The organism is Marinobacter qingdaonensis, assembly GCF_034555935.1.
Lineage (GTDB): Bacteria > Pseudomonadota > Gammaproteobacteria > Pseudomonadales > Oleiphilaceae > Marinobacter > Marinobacter qingdaonensis.
Map to the genome: position 1 here is coordinate 3,080,295 of NZ_JAYDCJ010000003.1, position 18,713 is coordinate 3,099,007.

The following is an 18,713-nucleotide window of genomic DNA, read 5'->3' on the forward strand; positions in this document are numbered from 1 at the left end:
GCAGCAGGGGTGGGTCACCGCTTGCGCAGCAGGCTGTCCACCTCTGAAAAATCCCGGGCGACCATGCGGCCGGTGTCCGGCAGCTCGCCCTCGCGCACCAGCCAGGCGGTCTTGATACCGGCCGCCTCGGCGGCCTCCAACTCGGCCTCAACGTCTGACAGGAACAGCACGGTCGCTGGCTCGACACCAAGCTCCGCCAGGATGTTGCGGTAGGACTCCACCTCTTTCTTGCCACCGATCCGGGTATCGAAGTAACCGGAAAAGTACGGGGTGAAGTCCCCGGCGGTGGTGTAGCCGAAGATCAGCTGCTGTGCCTTGACCGAGCCTGAAGAATATACGAACAACCGCAGGCCGCGATCATGCCAGCGCTGCAGGTAGTCCGCGGCGTCGTCGTAGATGTGGCCCTTGAGTTCGCCCGTTTCATAGCCCCGGGCCCAGATCATGCCCTGCAGGGCCTTGAGCGGGGTCTCCTTGCGGTCCTCGCGAATCCAGCCCTGCAAGGCATCGATCAGGCCGTCGAGATCGTCGCCGGCAACCCCGGTTTTCTCCGCCACCGCTTGCAACTGTTCGCTGACCAGCGGGTCGCTGTCATGATGCGCCCGCACGAAGGCGTCCAGGTGTTCGCTGGCGTAGGGAAACAGCACATCGTGGACAAAGCTGATGGAGCTGGTGGTGCCCTCGATGTCGGTCAGGACTACCCGGATCATCCGGCCGCTCCTGCCAGCGCCTCATAGCGCGGCAACTGGCCGGCAATGTCGGCACCGGTGAAGTTGGCGACCCAGCCTTCCGGGTTGCTGAACAGGCGGATGCAGGTGAACCGGGGTTCTGGCCCCATGTCGAACCAGTGCCGGGTACCGTCCGGCACACTGATCAGGTCGTTCTTCTGGCACAGCACGGCCAGCACCTGGTCGCCGAAGTGCAGGTAGAACAGCCCCTGCCCGCGCACGAAAAAACGCACCTCGTCTTCACTGTGGGTGTGCTCGTCCAGGAACTTCTTGCGCAAGGCGTCCTTGTCGGGATGATCCGGATTCAGGCTGATCACATCCGCAGTCTGGAAACCGCATTCGGATTTCAGCGCGGACACTTCGCCCTGGTAGGCCTCGAGGATGTCGTCCTGGGTGGCTTCGTCCGGCAGATCCCGGGTTGGCCACTGTTCGAAACGGACGCCGTGCCGGGCCAGCAGGTCGCGAATCTCAGCGGCATTGTCGGTGACCGTGTGGGCCGTCTCCGGCTGGTCCTGGTGGAAAATGCTCAAGGTAGTCATGGGCGAACCCTCATGGTTTCAAGTTCACATTCGAACAAAAATTCAAAGGCCTCGACGTGGCGCAAGCAGTCCGCCATGGTCCGACCCCAGGTGTAGAGTCCGTGGCCGCGAATCAGGTAGCCGGGCTGGTCCGGATGGGCACTGAACCAGGCCCTCGTGTCGTCGGCCAGGGTCTCGATGTCCTGGGTGTTGTCGAACACCGGCACCGACAGCACCGATTCGTGGGTGGTCACGCCGCTGAATGCCTTCTGCAGCTCGTAGCCTTCCAGCACCAGGGGTTCACCGGGGCCGAGCAATCGGCTCAGCACGGTGGCCTTGACCGAGTGGGTGTGCAACACCGCGCCAACCTCCGGAAACACCTCGTACAGCACCGTGTGCAACCGGGTTTCTGCGGATGAGCGACAGTTGCTCTGCACCGGCCGGCCGGCGAGATCCACCACCATGACATCGCCGGCGCCCAGCTTGCCCTTGTGGCGACCGGACACGGTGATGGCAATGTGGTTGTCGTCAATGCGAGCCGAATAATTGCTGCTGGTGGCCGGGGACCAGCCCTGCTGGTACAGGAACTGGCCGGCCTCGACGATGGCATCGGCGGCGACGGCGTAGCGGGTTACGTCAAACACGGATTCTCCCCCAGAATTCGAGACGCCATTCGGGCGGTCAATTGCCGCCATTATAGGGATGGAGGGGCCGCCCGCAAATGGTGTCGCGCCGCGATCAGATCCGCCACCACGGAAATGGCGATCTCGGCCGGTGTCTTGCTTGGTATGTCCACCCCGATGGGGGCTCGCAGCCGGCCCAGGGCGTCCTCCGGCAACCCCAGGGACGCCAACCGGTCCCGGCGGGCCGCGGAGGTTCGCACCGAGCCCATGGCGCCGATGTAGAAACCGGGGCCGGTGAGCGCCGCTAACAGCCCCATGTCATCGATACGCGGATCGTGGGCCAGGGCCAGGACGCCGGACCAGGCGTCGCTGAAGGACTCGGCGATCAGGTCATCAGGCAGCCGCCGGTCGAGTGGCAGATGGGCGTGGCCCCATCCGCGGGCAAAGGCATCGCGGGGCTCACACAGGGTCACCTCAAAATCCGCCGCGCTGGCGAACTCCGCTACGTACCGGGCCACCTCCCCGGCGCCGATCAACAGCAGCCGGCACTCCGGCTGCAGAGTGTGTTCGATCAGGTCGCCCTGGACCCGAACGGCCGCGGCCATCCGGTCGTTGCCGTGGGTCAGTTCGGGCTGGCCCTGCAGGGAAACCCGGCGGGTGACCGGTTCCCGGCGCCCCACCGACTCGCTCAAGGCGTTGATGTGGGCCCGGGCCGCGGCACTTTGCAGCGGCTCCACCAGCAGCCGGATGCGGCCACCGCAGGGCAACTGGAACTGGTCCCGATCGTCGTCGGTAATGCCGTAATCGATCAGCACCGGTTGAGCAGGGCCATCACTGGCGGTTCGGCGCAGCAGGTCCTCCTCCAGGCATCCGCCCGACACCGAACCGCTCCAGCGGCCCGACTCGCTCACCGCCAGCCAGGACCCGATGGGACGGGGCGAGGAGCCCCAGGTTTCGACGATGGTGCAGAGCCAGACCGACTCGCCAGCCGCCAGCCAGGCGGCCACATTCGCCAGCACCGAGCGGTGAGCGGCATTCAGTACTCTGTCGTCTGCCATATCAGGCCCTGGCCTTGAGCGGGAGGGAGCGTTGCCGTTCGCCGGTCAGGGCAAACAGGGCATTGCCCAGCGCCGGAATGACCGGCGGCACGCCCGGTTCGCCAACGCCGGTGGGTGCGGCGTTGCTGTCGATGATCGCGACCGTCACCTCCGGGCGCTCGTACTGGCGCAGCAGCCGGTAATCGTGGAAGTTGCTTTGCTGGACTTCGCCTTGTTCCAGGGTGATTTCCCCGAACAGTGCCGCCGTCAGGCCGAACAGGATGCCGCCTTCAATCTGGTCCTCGACGATGCGGGGGTTCACCACCTGGCCGCAATCGACGGCACAGGACACCCGGTAGACCCGGACTTCACCGTGCTCGATGCCGGCTTCCACCACCTGGGCAACAAAGGTACCGAAACTCCGGAACAGGGCAATACCGCGGCCCCGACCCTGGGGCAGAGGCTCGCCCCACCCCGCCAGCTCGGCGGCCCGGTCCAGCACCGCGCGATGCCGCGGCTCATTGGCGAGCAGCCGGCGCCGGAACTGGTACGGATCTTCACCGGCCTGGTGGGCCAGTTCGTCCATGAAGGTTTCCACGGCAAAGCCGTTGTGGGAGAAGCCGACCGAGCGCCACCAGGTCACCGGCACCCCGGGATCGGTATGGGTGTGACGGATGTCGATGTTGCCGACCCCGTACGGGTACTCCACTGCGCCCTCGATGGCGGACATGTCCTTGGGCGTGGCCACGCCTTCCAGCAGCAGGCCCATGGACCCGAGGGTGCTGTACATGAACTTCGGCGCCCAGGGATACTGGGCGGGTGCCGCGTTGCGCACGTACCAGTCCAGAATCTGGGGGCCGACGACCTGATGGTGCCAGCCGGTCAGCTCGCCGCCGGACAGGGAGGCCTTCATCCGGTGTAGCATGGCGGGGCGATAGAGGTCGTGTTTGGTGTCTTCCTCACGGGACCAGATGACCTTCACCGGCTTGCCGATCTTGAACGAGACGGCCGCGGCCTCCTCGATGTAATCCTGGGTCAGGCGCCGGCCAAAGCCGCCGCCCAGGAAGGTGGTGTGGATGGTCACATCCCCGGGCGACAAATCCGTCACCCGGGCCACGGCAATCTGTCCCAGGTCCGGGGCCTGGGTTGGCGCCCAGACCTCGGCGCGACCGTCCCGAACCCAGGCCGTCGCGTTCATCGGCTCCAGCGTGGCGTGGGCCAGGTAGGGCTGGGCGTACTCGGCCTCGACCACGTCGGTGGCGGCCTCGACCGCATCGTTGAAATCTCCCTCGCTGCGCTCGGACTCGCCCGGGTCGGTATCGGCGGCCTCGCGGTAGGAGGCAAACACCTCATCGGTGGACAGAGACAGGGCCTCGGAATAGTCCCAATCCACCACCAGGGCGGCCTGGGCCTTGCGCGCCCGCCAGTATTTGTCGGCGACGACCGCGACCCCGCGGTCGATCTCGACCACCTCGATCACCCCCGCCATGGTGCTTACCACATCGGCATTGAAGCTGCGGACCCGGCCACCGTAACGGGGCGATCGGGTCACCACGGCGTAGACCATGCCGGGCACTTCGACATCGATGCCGTACTCGGCCGTGCCCGTGGCTTTGGCCTCGGCGTCCAGGCGCTGGTTCTGCTTGCCGATGTATTTCCACTCGCTGCGCGGCTTGAGCTCGACCTCGCCCCGGATGATTTCCTTGGAGGCCAGCTCCACCAGCTTGCCGTAACGCATGGAATCAATGCCGTTGGGATGAATCACATGCCCCTGGCGGGTGGTGCACGCCTGCGCGTCCACTTTCCAGACCCGGGCTGCGGCCATCATCAGCATCAGGCGGGCCGAAGCGCCCGCGGTCCGCAGCGGCTCCCAGCTGGTCGCCAGGCTGGTGCTGCCGCCGGTCAGCTGCAACTTGTACAGGGGGTTGCGATACTCCGAGGCCGCCGGGGCGAAGCGCGGCGTGATGGCCTCGGGCGGCACGTCGAGGTCTTCCGCAATCAACGTGGTCAGGCCGGTATAGGTGCCCTGCCCCATTTCCACCCGGGCCAGGGTGAAGTAGATCTCGTCGCTGGTGGTAATTTCCAGCCAGGCGTCGGGGGTCCAGGTTCCCGTGTCCGACTCGTAGCCGGTTGGAACGCCGGCGCAGCCGGGCAATGACAACGACAGCATCAGACTGCCGGAGGCGCCGGCGCCCACTTTCAGGAACGAGCGTCGATTCATGGTCATGTTACGCGCCCTCCGACTGGCCCGAAGACTGGCTGCCGGCGACGGATTCGACCGCGGCAATGATCCGGGAGTAGGTGCCACACCGGCAGATGTTGCCGGTCATGGCGGCCACAATGTCGTCCCGGGACGGCGACGGGTTGGTGTCCAACAGGTGCGCGGCGCTCATGATCTGGCCGGACTGGCAATAGCCACACTGGGGCACACCCTGTTCGATCCAGGCCTGCTGCAGTGCGTGCAACCGATCCGGGTTGCCAAGGCCCTCAATGGTGGTGACCTCGCCGCCGGCCGCCAGCTCCACCGGTGTGGAACAGGAGCGGACCGGCTGACCGTTCAGATGGACGGTGCATGCCCCACACAGGCCGGCACCGCAGCCAAACTTGGTGCCCTTGAGCCCCAACTCATCACGAATTACCCACAACAGAGGGGTATCCCCCTCGACGTCCAGCGAACGTACGTCGCCATTGACCGTCAAACGCACCGCCATAACCAAGCTCTCCCACTCGCGGTCCCGACCTATCCGGGCCTTATTATTCTGCTATGCAATACCCGGGGCGTCTCCGGGCCAGTGCGTTTACTTGACGACTTTTTCGCCGTCTTTGTTTTCCCAGATCTTGCGTTCGCCGGACTGCATCTGGCCGTTGGAGTCCCAGACTTCCCGGCCCTCGGTCGCGCCATTCAACTTGCCGTTGTCGTTCCAGATCACCCGGTCCTGGCAGCCTGCCAGTGCCATGGCGGCAACAATCATCACACTCAACTTCTTCACACCCATACCTCTCTGGTCGTTGTCTGAAAGTTCGAAAACAGTGGTGTCGTACCGCAGCCGCGGTTAAATCAGGGAGCCTCGGGCACTCAGGCCGTCAACGACGGCCGTGCAGTTCGCGATTGTGCTGCTTGTCCCGATCGCTTTTGCGCACCATGACATAAACGGCACCAGTGCCGCCATGGTGTTTCTGGGCCGAATGAAAAGCCATGACGTCGTCGAGCTCCGGCAGCCATTTGGCGAGGTAGCTTTTCAACTGGGCAATGCCGTCCGGGTTGCGTTCGCCCTTGCCGTGCAGAATGATCACCGAGCGCAGACCGTACCGGACGCAGTCCCCGACAAAGGAGAACACCTCGCGCCGGGCTTCCTCGACCGTCATCCGGTGCAGGTCCAGCCGGGCCTCAATCGGGTACTGGCCCAGGCGCAGCTTACGGAACACCCCATGCTGGATGCCCGGCCGCTGCCAGGTCAGCACATCGTGGGCCGTGAGGGGCTCAACCATGTCAGAGGTCAGCGGGTTGTTGTCCTTGACCGCTTTGGCCACCGCCGAGCGCTGCCGCTCGAGATGGCCCGGGGTCAGATCCTTGGGGGTCTTGACCTCGGCCCGGTTGGGCTGCTTGATGCGCCGGACGTCTTTCATTTCTTCCAGAAAGCTCAGGCGTTCGTCTTTGGTCGTCATGGCAGTGCTATCAATCACGTGAGAATTCGGAAACTTTACCACCCGCCCTGCCTGTCATAAAGATTGCGGCGACCGCTTCCCTCGGTTCGACCAAAATCTTAGGATTCCCGCCCCGGCCGGTGAACTACACTGGAATCGGAGCATTTTCAGGAATGACAGGACTTTTTATGGCAGCAGCCAACCCGGACAGCGCCCGTCCCCACAACACCCGCGCCATCATGGCGTTCCTCCGCGAACATGCGCCGTTCTCCAGCATGGACGACACCCACCTGGCCCATTTCGCCGAGCACGCCACCCTGCGCTTCTATGCCGACGGCGACGAGGTGCTGTCGCCCGAGGATGGCACCGTCAAGAGATTCTACGTGGTCAAACAGGGGCGGATTCGCGGTGAACGTCACAACGAGAAGGAAGGCCGCACCGACACCACCTTCGAAATCAGCCTGGGCGAGTGCTTTCCCCTGGCGGCGCTGATTGGCGAGCGGCCAACCCGGACCCTGCATCGGGCGGCCGGCGACACCTTCTGCCTGAGCATCGAGCAGGACGCCTTCGTGACCCTGTTTTCAGAAAGCGAGCCGTTCCGGGATTTCTGCCTGCGCGGGGTCAGCAGCCTGCTGGACCAGGTCAACCGGCACATACAGTCCAGTGCCATGGCCTCAATCGGCTCCAACACCACCCTGGATACGCCGCTGGAGCGCTATGCCCTGCGCAATCCGATTGTGTGCACCCCCGACCTGCCGGTTCGCAAGGCGGTCGCGCGCATGCACGAAAACAGCGTCGGCAGCATCGTCATCACCGACAATACCCGGCATCCGATCGGCATTTTCACCCTGCGCGACCTGCGCACCATGATCGCCGAGGAGGAGGCGCCCCTGGACACGCCCATCTCCCAGGTGATGACACCGCAGCCCTGCTGTCTGCCAGCCCACGCCGACGCCTTCGAGGCGGCCATGCTGATGGCGGAGCATCATTTTGCGCACCTGTGCGTGGTGGACGACGAGCATCATCTGATCGGTGTGGTGTCCGAGCGCGACCTGTTCTCCCTGCAACGGGTCGACCTGGTCAACCTGGCCCGCACCATCGGCACCGCCACCCATCTGCGCACCCTGGTGAGCCTGCGCACCGACGTGTCCCGACTGGTCGACACCATGCTCGCGCACGGCGCCGACTCCGGCCAGGTGGTGAAGATCATCACCACCCTGAACGACGTGACCGTGCGGCGGGTCCTGGAGCTCAACATCAAGAAACAGGATCCGGGCATTCCGTTCACCTGGCTGACCTTCGGCAGCGAAGGCCGGCAGGAGCAGACCCTGCTCACCGACCAGGACAACGGCATCCTGTTCCAAACGCCCGAGGGCATGACCGAAGACCAGGTGCGGGAGAAACTGCTGCCATTTGCCCAGACGGTCAATCAGGAACTGGCCGAGTGCGGCTTTACCCTGTGCAAGGGCAACATCATGGCCAGCAACCCCAAACTCTGCCTGAGCGACCGGGAGTGGGACGACTGGTTTATCCGGTTCATCGATGCGTCGACGCCACAGAACCTGGTGTACTCCTCGATCTTCCTCGACATGCGCGCGGTCTTCGGGCCAACCGAACCGCTGGAGGCCCTGCTGGACACAGTGTTGACCCGAATCCGGAAAAACGCCCTGTTCCAGAAGATGCTTGCCGGCAATGCCTTCCAGCGCAAACCGCCGCTGACCATGTTTCGCAATTTCCGCTACATGTCGGACGGCGACAAGCATGCCCTGGACCTGAAACGCCAGGGCCTGGCGCCGTTTGTGGAGTCCGTGCGGGTCTTCGCCCTGGCCAATGGGGTGCACACCGCCAACACCCTGGAGCGGATGGATGCGCTGGCGCGCAAGGGCATCTTCGACCCCAAGGACGCCAATGCCTGGAAAGAGGGCTACAGCCTGATCCAGGCCATTCGTATGCGCTCGCACCAGGAACTGCTGAATCGGGGGGAGGAGTTGACCAACTTCATCAATCCGGATGACCTGAACCCCCTGGACCGCCGGATTCTGAGGGAATCCTTCCGACAGGCCCAGCGTCTGCAACAGAAGCTGGAACTGACCTATCAACTCTGACCGCCGGGCCCGCACCATGCTGGAGCAGATCAAACAATGGCTGGAACGGCGTCGGGGCCGACCCGCCGGCCACCTGGATATGGACAACCTGCCCAACCCGAAAACCCCGGGCGACCAGCTGTTGTCCGCCACCCGGCTGATCGTCCTGGACCTGGAAACCACCGGCCTCAACCCGGCCAAGGACGAGGTGATTGCCATCGGCGCCGTGGCGGTAACCGGGGGTGTTATCCACCTGGACGACCAGTTCGACCTGATCCTCAAGCGGCCAGAGCTGGACATCACCGAAACCGTACTGATCCACGGCATCGGCACCGAGGCCCTGACCCAGGGTCACGAGACCGAAGACGCGCTGCTGTACCTGCTGGAATGGATGAACGGCGACCCGGTGCTGGCCTACCACTCGGCCTTCGACCAGAAATTCCTCGAGAAAACCCTGCGTGCCCAGCTGGGCTACAACGTCAACCACACCTGGATGGACGTCGCCGACCTGCTGCCCCTGTACTTTCCCAAGGCCCGCCCCGGCGGCAAGGGGTTAGATCACTGGAGCGAGCACTTCGGTTTGGAGGCCAGCGCGCGCCACAATGCCGCCGCCGATGCCCTGGTGACCGCCGAACTGACCATGATCGCCCTCAACCGGGCTCGCAAGGACGGACTGAAAACCCTCAAACAGCTGCACGACAAACTGCATTACCACCGCCGCCTGCAAAACATGCACCGGTTCTGAGCGGCCGGGCCAAAACCGATCGAAACTGCCGCAAATAACTGAGAATTAGACTATTTGCCAATATCGCGAATTCGCTTGACCAGTAAAGTCGGATAGGACAACAAGTCGGAGAGGTACTATATGAATAATAAATTCTCTATCCGGAAAACCCCATACAAAACGCACCTAATCTCAACAACAACAACACAGGAGTGATCCTATGTCCGGTCATAGCTACGACGCTGAAAACTACTGGAAGGCGAACCTGCGCCTGATTCTCGGGAGCCTTGTGGTCTGGGCTCTGGTTTCCTATGGCTTTGCCATTCTGCTTCGCCCCATGCTCGCCGGCATTCCGGTCGGCGGAACCGACCTGGGCTTCTGGTTTGCCCAGCAGGGCTCCATCCTCACGTTCATCGTGCTGATTTTCCACTACGCGTGGCGCATGAACAAAATCGACGAAAAATTCGGCGTACACGAGGAGTAAGCAGGAATGAGCCAATTTGCCATCAACATCATCTTCGTGGGGGGCTCGTTCCTCCTCTACATCCTGATTGCTATCTGGGCCAAGGCCGGTAGCACCAAGGACTTCTACGTCGCCGGCGGCGGCGTGCATCCGGTCACCAACGGTATGGCGATCGGTGCCGACTGGATGTCCGCGGCATCCTTCATTTCCATGGCGGGTCTGATTGCCGCCGGTGGCTACGCCAACTCCACCTTCCTGATGGGCTGGACCGGCGGTTACGTGCTGCTGGCCATGCTGCTGGCGCCTTACCTGCGCAAGTTCGGTAAGTTCACCGTGCCCGAGTTCATCGGTGACCGCTACTACAGCGACAATGCCCGCCTTGTCGCGGTCATCTGTCTGATTGTGGCCTCGGTGACCTACGTCATCGGTCAGATGGCCGGTGCCGGTGTCGCCTTCTCCCGCTTCCTGGAAGTGGATGCAACAATGGGCCTGATCATCGCTGCGGTGGTTGTTTTCATGTACGCGGTTATGGGTGGCATGAAGGGCATCACCTATACCCAGGTGGCCCAGTACTGCGTGCTGATCATCGCCTACACCATCCCGGCGGTGTTCATTTCACTGCAGCTGACCGGCAACCCGATTCCGGGCCTGGGCATGTTCTCTACCCACACTGAGTCCGGCCTGCCGCTTCTGGAAAAGCTGAACCAGGTCATCACCGATCTGGGTTTCAACGAGTACACGGCTGACGTCGACAACAAGCTGAACATGGTGCTGTTCACCCTGTCCCTGATGATCGGTACCGCCGGTCTGCCCCACGTCATCATCCGGTTCTTCACCGTGCCGAAAGTGGCGGACGCTCGCTGGTCCGGCGGCTGGGCGCTGGTCTTCATCGCCCTGCTGTACCTGACTGCGCCGGCTGTTGCTTCCATGGCCCGTCTGAACCTGATGACCACCATCTACCCGGAGGGCACTGCCGCCGAGCCGATCCAGTACGACGAGCGCCCGAACTGGGTCAAGGAATGGGAAGTCACCGGTCTGATTGAATTCACCGACAAGAACGAAGACGGCCGTATCCAGCTGTACAACGACGTACCGGCCTTCGAGGCCGAAGCACAGGCACGCGGCTGGAATGGCAATGAGCTGGTGGTCAACCGGGACATCCTGGTTCTGGCAAACCCGGAAATCGCCAACCTGCCCGGCTGGGTCATTGGTCTGATCGCCGCCGGTGGTCTGGCCGCCGCCCTGTCGACGGCAGCCGGTCTGTTGCTGGCGATCTCGTCGGCGGTGAGTCACGACCTGATCAAAGGCCGCATCAACCCGAACATCACGGACAAAGGGGAATTGCTGGCCGCCCGGATCTCCATGGCCGTTGCCATCGTTGTTGCAACCTGGCTTGGCGCCAACCCTCCCGGCTTCGCGGCGCAGGTCGTGGCTCTGGCGTTTGGTATCGCCGCCGCCTCGCTGTTCCCAGCGCTGATGATGGGTATCTTCTCCAAGCGGGTTAACAACATTGGTGCCATCTCCGGCATGCTGGCTGGCCTGTCGTTCACCCTGGTGTACATCTTTGTCTACAAAGGCTGGCTGTTCATCCCGGGTACCAACAACCTGCCGGACACCCCGGAGAACTGGGTGCTGGGTATCTCTCCGCTGTCGATCGGTGCCATTGGTGCAATCGTCAACTTTGCGGTAGCCTTCGTGGTATCCAACGCTACTGAAGAGCCGCCCGTTGAGATTCAGGAGCTGGTTGAGAGCGTCCGTTACCCACGCGGTGCCGGACAGGCTCAAGATCACTAAACCAGGTACTGATCTGTCTTAGTGACTGAACAGGCATGACCGAACGGGCTTCCTCACCGAGGGAGCCCGTTCTTTTTTAAGGATACTCACTATGTTTTGGACCTTTGTTGCCACGGTCTTTTGTGGCCTCGGGGCTGCGGGAATTGCGCTGGGCATCCGCGCGCTCACTCGAAAACGCGCCCCCAAATGGCTCATCCCGGTGTTTGCCGGCCTGGGTATGCTCGGCTACCTGATCCACGGGGAATACACCTGGTACGATCTGAAGAAAAGCCAACTTCCCGAGGAGGCCGTCATTGTCGACTCGGAATCGGACGGCATTTACTGGCGTCCCTGGACCTTTGCCTTTCCTTACGTCACCGCGTTTTCAACCGTGGACACCAAAAGCATCAGTCGGGATACCGCCAACGACAGCATCGTTCGCTTTACCCTGTATCGATTCGAGCAGAAGGTAACCGATGCCGTCTCCCATCGAGTCCATCTCCTTAACTGCCAGTCCCGGGAACTCGTGCCCCTGGGTTCGGATGGCACCCCGAGGGTCGACAACATGAAGGTGCTGGACACCACCGACACCCTACTAAACACGGTTTGCACCGGCTGACCGGCCGGTAGCTCAACGCCCGCAACCAACGGAATCGAGCCTTCATGATCAGTGCCTGGCTGCTGGTTTTAATATCCATTTCCTACATTTCGGTCCTGTTTGTCATCGCCTGGGCCGGCGACCGCCACCCCGGGCTGTATCGACGCCGCCTGGCCCGGACCCACATCTACGCCCTGTCCCTGGCGGTCTACTTTACCTCCTGGACCTTCTACGGCGCCGTGGGCCGGGCGACCCAGGAGGGCCTCGGCTTCCTGCCGATCTATCTGGGGCCATTGCTGGTGTTCGTGTTCGGTGCGCCACTACTGCGTCGGATCATCTACATCAGCAAACGCAACAACAGTACCTCCATCGCCGACTTCATTGCCTCCCGCTACGGCAAGTCCCAGCTGTTGGCGGCCATGATCGCCACCTTCGCCCTGATCGGCAGCGTGCCGTACATCGCGCTCCAGCTGAAAGCCATTTCCATGGGCTTCAACGTGCTGTCCGAAACCGGGCCCGGCTACCAGGAGCTGAGCGCAGCTGCCTGGAGCGATTCCGCCTGGTACATCACCCTGGCGCTGGCGCTATTTACCGTCCTGTTCGGCACCCGCCACCTGGAATCCACCGAACACCATCGCGGCATGATCCAGGCGGTGGCGTTTGAGTCGGTCATCAAACTGGTGGCCTTCGTGGCCGTTGGCCTGTTCGTGGGCTATGGGCTGTATGGCGGCTTTGGCGATCTGTACGAACGGGCCCAGCAGGCCGACCTGATCGGCCAGCTCACCACCGACGGCCTCGAGACGCCGGCCTTCATTACCCAGACCCTGGTGGCCATGCTGGCCATCATCTGCCTGCCCCGCCAATTCCACGTCATGGTGGTCGAGAATACCGACCACCGGGATTTCGAGGTGGCGCGCTGGGCCATGCCGATTTACCTGGTGGTGGCCAGCGCCTTCGTCCTGCCCATTGCCGCCGCCGGCCTGCTCGCTCCGGAAACCATGAACGGCAATCCGGACATCATGATCCTGCAGCTGCCAATCCTGGCCGGTGAGGAATGGCTGGCGATCCTGGCCTTCCTGGGCGGCGGCTCAGCGGCCGCTGCCATGGTGATTGTCTGCTCCGTGGCCATTGCCACCATGGTGAGTAACGAGATCATCATGCCGGCGCTGCTCAAGTTTTTCCGTCCCCGCATGAACCGTCGGGCCGACCTCAGCCACCTGCTGCTCCGGATTCGCCGGGTCGCCATTTTCGTGGTGCTGCTGACCGCCTACGGTTTCTACCGAATGGCCGGGGCCGACTACAGCCTGACCGCCTTTGGCCTCTTGTCCTTTGCCGCCGCGGCCCAGTTTGGCCCGGCCCTGGTGGGTGGCATCATCTGGCGCCAGGGCAACTACATGGGCGCAGTCTGGGGGCTGGCCCTGGGCTTCCTGATGTGGTGCTACACCCTGCTGCTGCCGGCCCTGGCCAGCACCGGCTGGTTGACCGACACCCTGATTGACCAGGGTCTGTGGGGCCTGAGCTGGACCCGCCCGACCGCGTTGTTCGGCTCCGAACTGGATCAGGTCAGCCATGGCATTCTCTGGAGCCTGGGGATCAACACCCTGACCTACATCGTGCTGTCGCTGCTGACCCGGCAACGGGTCCGCGAGAAGATCCAGATCGCCTCCTTCTTCCACGACCCCCAGCCCCGGGGCGAGACGGCCCAGCACCAAGGCTGGCAGGGCGAAATCCTGACCTCCGACCTGCAGGCCCTGACCGACCGGTTCATGGGGGAGGAGCGCTCGGAAACCATTTTCCGCAACTACGAGCGTCGCAACGCCATTCGCCTGCACCCGCAGCGACCGGCCTCGTCGCACCTGATGAAATACATCGAGCGCCAACTGGCCTCGGTCATCGGGGCGTCCACCGCCCGGGTGGTGCTGGAATCCACCCTGACCGGTCGAGACATGCAGATCGAGGACGTGGTCAGCATCGTCGACGAAGCCTCCCAGGCCATGACCTTCAGCCGGGAGCTGCTGCAGTCGGCCATTGAGAACATCAGTCTGGGGGTCTCGGTGGTCAACCACCAGCAGCAACTGGTGGTCTGGAACCACCGCTACCTGGAGCTGTTCACCTACCCCAAGGGTTTTGTACGGGTCGGCCGGCCGGTGGAAGACCTGATGCGCTACAACCTGACCAACGCCAACCTGTCCGCCCGACGCATCGACGAGATTGTTGCCGACCGCTGTGCCAGCATGCGCGATGGCAAGCCCATGTCCTACGAACGCCAGCGCCCGGACGGCACCGTGCTACGCATCGACGGCAGCCCGATTCCCGGCGGCGGCTACGTCACCACCTTCCAGGACATCACGCCGATGCGGCGCACCGAGCAGGCCCTGAAGGAGACCAACATTTACCTGGAACAGCGGGTGAAGGAGCGGACCCAGGAACTGCAGGTGATCAACGAGCAGATGCTCAAGGCGAAATCGGTGGCCGAGCAGGCCAACCAGAGCAAGACCCGGTTCCTGGCCTCGGCCAGCCACGACCTGCTGCAACCCCTGAACGCCGCCCGCCTGTTCACCTCGGCCCTGGCTGGCAAGACCAACGACGGCGAAATGAAGGAGTTGGTGGATCACATCGACAGCTCCCTGGGCGCCGCCGAGGAGATCATCAGCACCCTGCTCGACATCTCCAAGCTCGACGCCGGCGCCCTGGAGCCGGACATTGGCGTGTTCCCGGTGAACGACATCCTGCGCCACCTGGCGACGGATTTTTCCGCCATCGCCAAGGACCAGGGCCTGGAGTTGCACGTGGTGCCCTGCTCCGCTTGGGTGCGCTCGGACGCCAAGTTGCTGCGCCGGGTGGTCCAGAACTTCCTGTCCAATGCCATTCGCTACACCCCGCAGGGCAAGATCCTGCTGGGGTGTCGGCGCCTGAAGGGCTATATCCGGATTGACGTCTGGGACACCGGTCCCGGCATCCCCGAAGACCAGGTCACCCAAATTTTCGAGGAATTCCGCCGGTTCCAGACCGGCCGGGACAAGAAAGGCCTCGGCCTGGGTCTGGCCATCGTCGACCGGATCAGTGGCATGCTCAACCATCCGGTCACGGTTCATTCCATCCAGGGCCGCGGCAGCCTATTCGGGATTACCGTGCCGATCGCGACCCCGGAACAGAACCAGGCGGCGATCCAGAAGCCGGCCGCCGGCTCACGTCGGGTCTCCAGCCTCGGTGGCCTACAGGTGCTCTGCATCGACAACGACCCGACCATCCTGCAGGGTATGGTGGCCCTGCTCGGCAACTGGAAGTGCGATGTGACCGCCGCCGAGAGCCTGGACGATGCGGTCCAGAAACTCGATGGCCGCGCGCCGGAGATCATCCTGGCCGACTACCAGTTGGACGATAACCGCAACGGCCTTGATGCCATGGACAGTCTGCGCGATACCCTCAGCCCCGAAATTCCCGGCATCCTGATCACCGGCTACATGGCGCCAGAAGTCCGGGAAGACGCCATCGCCCGCGGCTACCATATACTGTACAAACCGGTGAAACCGGCGGCCCTCCGGGCCCTGGTCAATAAGCTACTCAAGCAGAAACGATCATGAGCGAATCCAGCAGAAGAGCCATGGAGTTTGGCAAGCTGAATTACCTGATCATCGACGATTTCGAGAACTTCCGGTTGAGCATGCGCCAGATGCTGCGCAGCTGCGGCGCCGACCGAATTGAACAGGCAGGCACCGCGGCCCAGGCCATCCGGCACTGCACCTACAATCACGTGGACGTGGTGCTGTGCGACTACAACCTGGGCGAGGGCCGGAATGGTCAGCATGTACTCGAAGAGCTCCGGCACCGGAAGCTGCTGAAACGCGCGTCACTGTTCCTGATGGTGACCGCGGAGACCTCCAAACAGATGGTGATGGGGGCCCGGGAAAACCAGCCTGACGGTTACCTCACCAAACCGATCAATAGGGCCATGCTGGACCAGCGCCTGGGCGCCCTGATCGAGCAGCGCAACGCCCTCTACCCGATCAATCGGGAACTCGACCGGGAGAACTACCCCGAGGCCATCTCGCTGTGCCTGCAGGCGCTGCCCAAGCACCCGCGCTACCGGACCTGGTTGCTGAAAACCCTGGGTGACCTGTATTTCCAGCTTGGGGACCTGAGCCATGCCGCACGGGTCTTCGACGACGCTCTGAAGCAACGGGAGCTGTCCTGGGCCCGTTTGGGCCGCAGCAAGGTGATGCTGGCGAACCGCAATTACGAGGACGCCGTCGCCAGTCTAAGCCAGCTCATTGCCCGTCATCCCGACTACATGGAGGCCTACGACTTGCTGGCAGAGGGGCTGCAGCGCCAGGGCAAGCTGGTGGATGCCCAACACACCCTCGAGCAGGCGGCGCTGCATTCACCCAACGCCCTGCTGCGACAAAGGCAGCTGGCGCAATTGGCGGAGGCCAATCAGGACCTGGAGGCGGCCTGCGAGGCCTGGCGCAAAACAGTGACGCTCGGCACGCACTCGATCCACGACAGTGCCGATCACTATCTGGCCCTGGCCCAGTCGCTGACCGACCTCAGTGAAGGGGATGCGGAGGAGGCCGGCGCAGAGCGCGCCGACGAAGCCCTGAACCTGCTCAAACAGATGGGCAAACGGTTCCCGGAGCAGCCCGAACTCGACTTGCGAAGCCGCCTCATTCAATGCCGGGTGCTGGCCGGCCGTGGCAAGGCCAGCGACGCCAATCGCTTGCTGGACCAGATTCGTGAGGACGGTGGTGACGGCCAGAGCCTGACCGCGGACACCGCGCTCGACTACGGCAAGACTCTATTCCGCCTGGGCCACGCCGGTGAGGCCAAAACCCTGCTGGCCGAGCTCGCCGAACGTTTCGCCAGCGACAACGAAGTGCTGAATCGGATTGAAGCGCTCCTGGACGAGCCGGTTGGCTTCCGCCAGAAACTGCAGGCCAGAACCCTGAACCGGGACGGCATCAAGGCGTTCGAGTCTGGGGACCTGTCCGCCGCCGTGGAAGCTTTCTCGCAGGCGCTGGAGATCGTACCCGACCACGCCGCCCTCAATCTGAACCTGGTTCAGGTGCTGATGAAACAGCGGCACAGCGAGGCCGATAGCTCCGCCCTACTCGATCGCTGCCAGCGCTGTCTGGATCGGCTGGCCGGGCTGCCCGAGCAGCATCGCCAACACCGCCGCTATCTGGCCCTACGCCGTAAACTGGAGGAACTGACGCCATGACCAAGGCTTCCCCCGCTGCCAGTGACAATGAGGATCGCATCGACTTCTCGATGGTGCTCGCCTCCGCCGTTCATGACATGAAAAACTCACTGGGTATGCTGCTGAATTCCCTGGATGAGTTGAGAGGCGAGATGCAGGGCTCGGCCAGCAGCGCCTCCCGGTTCAACACCCTGCAGTACGAAGCCGAACGCATGCATAACGACCTGGTCCAGCTGCTCGGAATCTACCGGCTGGGCCAGGACCACCTTTCGGCCCACATCGAAGAACACTTTGTGCCGGACTTTCTTGAGGAACACCTGGCCCGACATTCTCCCCTGCTTGAGGGGCTGGGCATTCAGTGCCGTATCGAGGCCGAGGACATCAACGGCTTTTTCGACGCCGACCTGCTCACCGGTGTCCTGAACAACACCATCAACAACGCCTTGCGCTACACCCGCAGCCAGATCCGGCTGACCGCCCAACAGCGGGAAGGCTATCTGGTGCTGGGTGTGGAAGACGATGGCCAAGGCTACCCGGACAGTATGCAACACAGCGGCACCATCCGTTTTGGCGCCCTGGATTTCAATAGCGGAAGCACCAGCCTGGGGCTGTATTTCGCGTCCTCGGTGGCTGCCCTGCACCGGGAGGGCGAGCGGCGCGGGTCCATTCAACTGCACAATGGCGGTGAACTGGGCGGCGGCGTGTTTGAAATCTGGCTGCCCTGAGAGGCAGCCCGGACCTGTCGACGGCACTTAGCCTGATGGCGAAGGCAGTAAACGTAGTACATGCTTTTTTACAGGCAATAAAAAACCCCAACCGCTGGGCGATTGGGGTTTTCGGTATTAGGAGTCTGACGATGACCTACTCTCACATGGGCAAGTGCCACACTACCATCGGCGCAGGCCTGTTTCACTTCTGAGTTCGGGATGGGATCAGGTGGTTCCAAGCCGCTATGGTCGTCAGACAAAACGGTTGATCACTGGGGGACGAGATGGAAATGGTGATATTGATTTCGCGTTATCCGCAATTGTCTTGGGTGTTATATAGTCAAGCCGCACGAGCAATTAGTATCGGTTAGCTCAACGCCTCGCAGCGCTTACACACCCGACCTATCAACGTCCTGGTCTTGAACGGCTCTTCAGGGACCTCGAAGGTCCAGGGAGATCTCATCTTGGAAGGGGCTTCCCGCTTAGATGCTTTCAGCGGTTATCCTGTCCGAACATAGCTACCGGGCAATGCGACTGGCGTCACAACCCGAACACCAGAGGTTCGTCCACTCCGGTCCTCTCGTACTAGGAGCAGCTTTCCTCAAATCTCCAACGTCCA

General features: G+C 62.8%; 16 protein-coding genes and 2 rRNA genes. 8 read left to right on the plus strand and 10 right to left on the minus strand.

The genetic code is table 11. The features are described from left to right. Window positions 1-14: 14 nt before the first annotated feature. The 8 genes from mtnC to smrA all read right to left on the minus strand — a co-directional run bounded on the left by mtnC (window position 15) and on the right by smrA (window position 6,569). Window positions 15-707, minus strand: coding sequence for an acireductone synthase (gene mtnC, locus U5822_RS17360; RefSeq protein WP_322856857.1), 693 nt, complete (start codon window positions 705-707; stop codon window positions 15-17). Further along, window positions 704-1,264, minus strand: a complete 561-nt coding sequence (locus tag U5822_RS17365; RefSeq protein WP_322856858.1) for a 1,2-dihydroxy-3-keto-5-methylthiopentene dioxygenase — start codon at window positions 1,262-1,264, stop codon at window positions 704-706. The genes mtnC and U5822_RS17365 overlap by 4 nt, the downstream gene beginning before the upstream one ends. Next, window positions 1,261-1,887, minus strand: a complete 627-nt coding sequence (locus tag U5822_RS17370; protein WP_322856859.1) for a methylthioribulose 1-phosphate dehydratase — start codon at window positions 1,885-1,887, stop codon at window positions 1,261-1,263. Before U5822_RS17370 ends, U5822_RS17365 begins: the two co-directional genes overlap by 4 nt. A 50-nt stretch (window positions 1,888-1,937) precedes the next feature. After that, a complete protein-coding gene (locus tag U5822_RS17375; protein WP_322856860.1) occupies window positions 1,938-2,924 on the minus strand; it encodes an XdhC family protein in 987 nt (328 codons plus the stop codon). A 1-nt stretch (window position 2,925) separates the two neighbouring features. Continuing rightward, complete coding sequence (locus U5822_RS17380; protein WP_322856861.1) at window positions 2,926-5,130, minus strand: xanthine dehydrogenase family protein molybdopterin-binding subunit; 2,205 nt, start codon at window positions 5,128-5,130, stop codon at window positions 2,926-2,928. A gap of 1 nt (window position 5,131) precedes the next feature. After that, on the minus strand, window positions 5,132-5,614 hold the full coding sequence (locus U5822_RS17385; protein ID WP_322856862.1) for a (2Fe-2S)-binding protein: 483 nt from the start codon (window positions 5,612-5,614) through the stop codon (window positions 5,132-5,134). A gap of 87 nt (window positions 5,615-5,701) precedes the next feature. Then, entirely contained in the window at window positions 5,702-5,899 is a 198-nt protein-coding gene (locus U5822_RS17390; protein WP_322856863.1) for a hypothetical protein, read from the minus strand. 88 nt (window positions 5,900-5,987) lie between these two features. After that, complete coding sequence (gene smrA, locus U5822_RS17395; protein ID WP_322856864.1) at window positions 5,988-6,569, minus strand: DNA endonuclease SmrA; 582 nt, start codon at window positions 6,567-6,569, stop codon at window positions 5,988-5,990. Between the two features lie 167 nt (window positions 6,570-6,736). On the opposite strand from smrA, the gene U5822_RS17400 reads away from it, so the two are divergent. From U5822_RS17400 to U5822_RS17435, 8 genes are all read left to right on the plus strand, one after another. Beyond that, entirely contained in the window at window positions 6,737-8,653 is a 1,917-nt protein-coding gene (locus U5822_RS17400) for a putative nucleotidyltransferase substrate binding domain-containing protein (protein WP_322856865.1), read from the plus strand. Between the two features lie 16 nt (window positions 8,654-8,669). Next, window positions 8,670-9,377: a 3'-5' exonuclease gene (locus tag U5822_RS17405; RefSeq protein WP_322856866.1), complete on the plus strand. Its 708-nt coding sequence runs from the start codon at window positions 8,670-8,672 to the stop codon at window positions 9,375-9,377. Window positions 9,378-9,576: 199 nt separating this feature from the next. After that, window positions 9,577-9,840, plus strand: coding sequence for a DUF4212 domain-containing protein (locus U5822_RS17410; protein WP_322856867.1), 264 nt, complete (start codon window positions 9,577-9,579; stop codon window positions 9,838-9,840). Between the two features lie 6 nt (window positions 9,841-9,846). After that, a complete protein-coding gene (locus tag U5822_RS17415; RefSeq protein ID WP_322856868.1) occupies window positions 9,847-11,613 on the plus strand; it encodes a sodium:solute symporter family protein in 1,767 nt (588 codons plus the stop codon). Between the two features lie 91 nt (window positions 11,614-11,704). Next, the gene (locus U5822_RS17420) at window positions 11,705-12,211 is read left to right on the plus strand and encodes a hypothetical protein (protein ID WP_322856869.1); all 507 of its coding nucleotides are present in this window, start codon (window positions 11,705-11,707) and stop codon (window positions 12,209-12,211) included. A 44-nt stretch (window positions 12,212-12,255) separates the two neighbouring features. Next, window positions 12,256-15,774: a hybrid sensor histidine kinase/response regulator gene (locus tag U5822_RS17425; RefSeq protein WP_322856870.1), complete on the plus strand. Its 3,519-nt coding sequence runs from the start codon at window positions 12,256-12,258 to the stop codon at window positions 15,772-15,774. Then, entirely contained in the window at window positions 15,771-17,408 is a 1,638-nt protein-coding gene (locus tag U5822_RS17430) for a tetratricopeptide repeat protein (RefSeq protein ID WP_322856871.1), read from the plus strand. The genes U5822_RS17425 and U5822_RS17430 overlap by 4 nt, the downstream gene beginning before the upstream one ends. Then, window positions 17,405-18,112, plus strand: coding sequence for a sensor histidine kinase (locus U5822_RS17435; RefSeq protein WP_322856872.1), 708 nt, complete (start codon window positions 17,405-17,407; stop codon window positions 18,110-18,112). Before U5822_RS17430 ends, U5822_RS17435 begins: the two co-directional genes overlap by 4 nt. Window positions 18,113-18,235: 123 nt before the next feature. Here U5822_RS17435 and rrf read toward each other — a convergent pair. Both rrf and U5822_RS17445 read right to left on the minus strand, forming a co-directional pair. Beyond that, window positions 18,236-18,351, minus strand: a 5S ribosomal RNA gene (gene rrf / locus U5822_RS17440). 79 nt (window positions 18,352-18,430) lie between these two features. After that, window positions 18,431-18,713, minus strand: a 23S ribosomal RNA gene (locus U5822_RS17445); the annotation flags it as partial.

Excerpts from the sequence above, each read along its gene's own strand:
- U5822_RS17405 (WP_322856866.1), top strand. The coding sequence starts at position 8,670 with ATGCTGGAGCAGATCAAACAATGGCTGGAACGGCGTCGGGGCCGACCC.
- U5822_RS17415 (WP_322856868.1), top strand. The coding sequence starts at position 9,847 with ATGAGCCAATTTGCCATCAACATCATCTTCGTGGGGGGCTCGTTCCTC.
- U5822_RS17430 (WP_322856871.1), top strand. The coding sequence starts at position 15,771 with ATGAGCGAATCCAGCAGAAGAGCCATGGAGTTTGGCAAGCTGAATTAC.
- U5822_RS17400 (WP_322856865.1), top strand. The coding sequence starts at position 6,737 with ATGGCAGCAGCCAACCCGGACAGCGCCCGTCCCCACAACACCCGCGCC.
- U5822_RS17390 (WP_322856863.1), bottom strand. The coding sequence starts at position 5,899 with ATGGGTGTGAAGAAGTTGAGTGTGATGATTGTTGCCGCCATGGCACTG.
- U5822_RS17420 (WP_322856869.1), top strand. The coding sequence starts at position 11,705 with ATGTTTTGGACCTTTGTTGCCACGGTCTTTTGTGGCCTCGGGGCTGCG.
- U5822_RS17365 (WP_322856858.1), bottom strand. The coding sequence starts at position 1,264 with ATGACTACCTTGAGCATTTTCCACCAGGACCAGCCGGAGACGGCCCAC.
- U5822_RS17425 (WP_322856870.1), top strand. The coding sequence starts at position 12,256 with ATGATCAGTGCCTGGCTGCTGGTTTTAATATCCATTTCCTACATTTCG.
- U5822_RS17435 (WP_322856872.1), top strand. The coding sequence starts at position 17,405 with ATGACCAAGGCTTCCCCCGCTGCCAGTGACAATGAGGATCGCATCGAC.
- U5822_RS17380 (WP_322856861.1), bottom strand. The coding sequence starts at position 5,130 with ATGACCATGAATCGACGCTCGTTCCTGAAAGTGGGCGCCGGCGCCTCC.
- U5822_RS17410 (WP_322856867.1), top strand. The coding sequence starts at position 9,577 with ATGTCCGGTCATAGCTACGACGCTGAAAACTACTGGAAGGCGAACCTG.
- U5822_RS17385 (WP_322856862.1), bottom strand. The coding sequence starts at position 5,614 with ATGGCGGTGCGTTTGACGGTCAATGGCGACGTACGTTCGCTGGACGTC.
- smrA (WP_322856864.1), bottom strand. The coding sequence starts at position 6,569 with ATGACGACCAAAGACGAACGCCTGAGCTTTCTGGAAGAAATGAAAGAC.
- mtnC (WP_322856857.1), bottom strand. The coding sequence starts at position 707 with ATGATCCGGGTAGTCCTGACCGACATCGAGGGCACCACCAGCTCCATC.
- U5822_RS17375 (WP_322856860.1), bottom strand. The coding sequence starts at position 2,924 with ATGGCAGACGACAGAGTACTGAATGCCGCTCACCGCTCGGTGCTGGCG.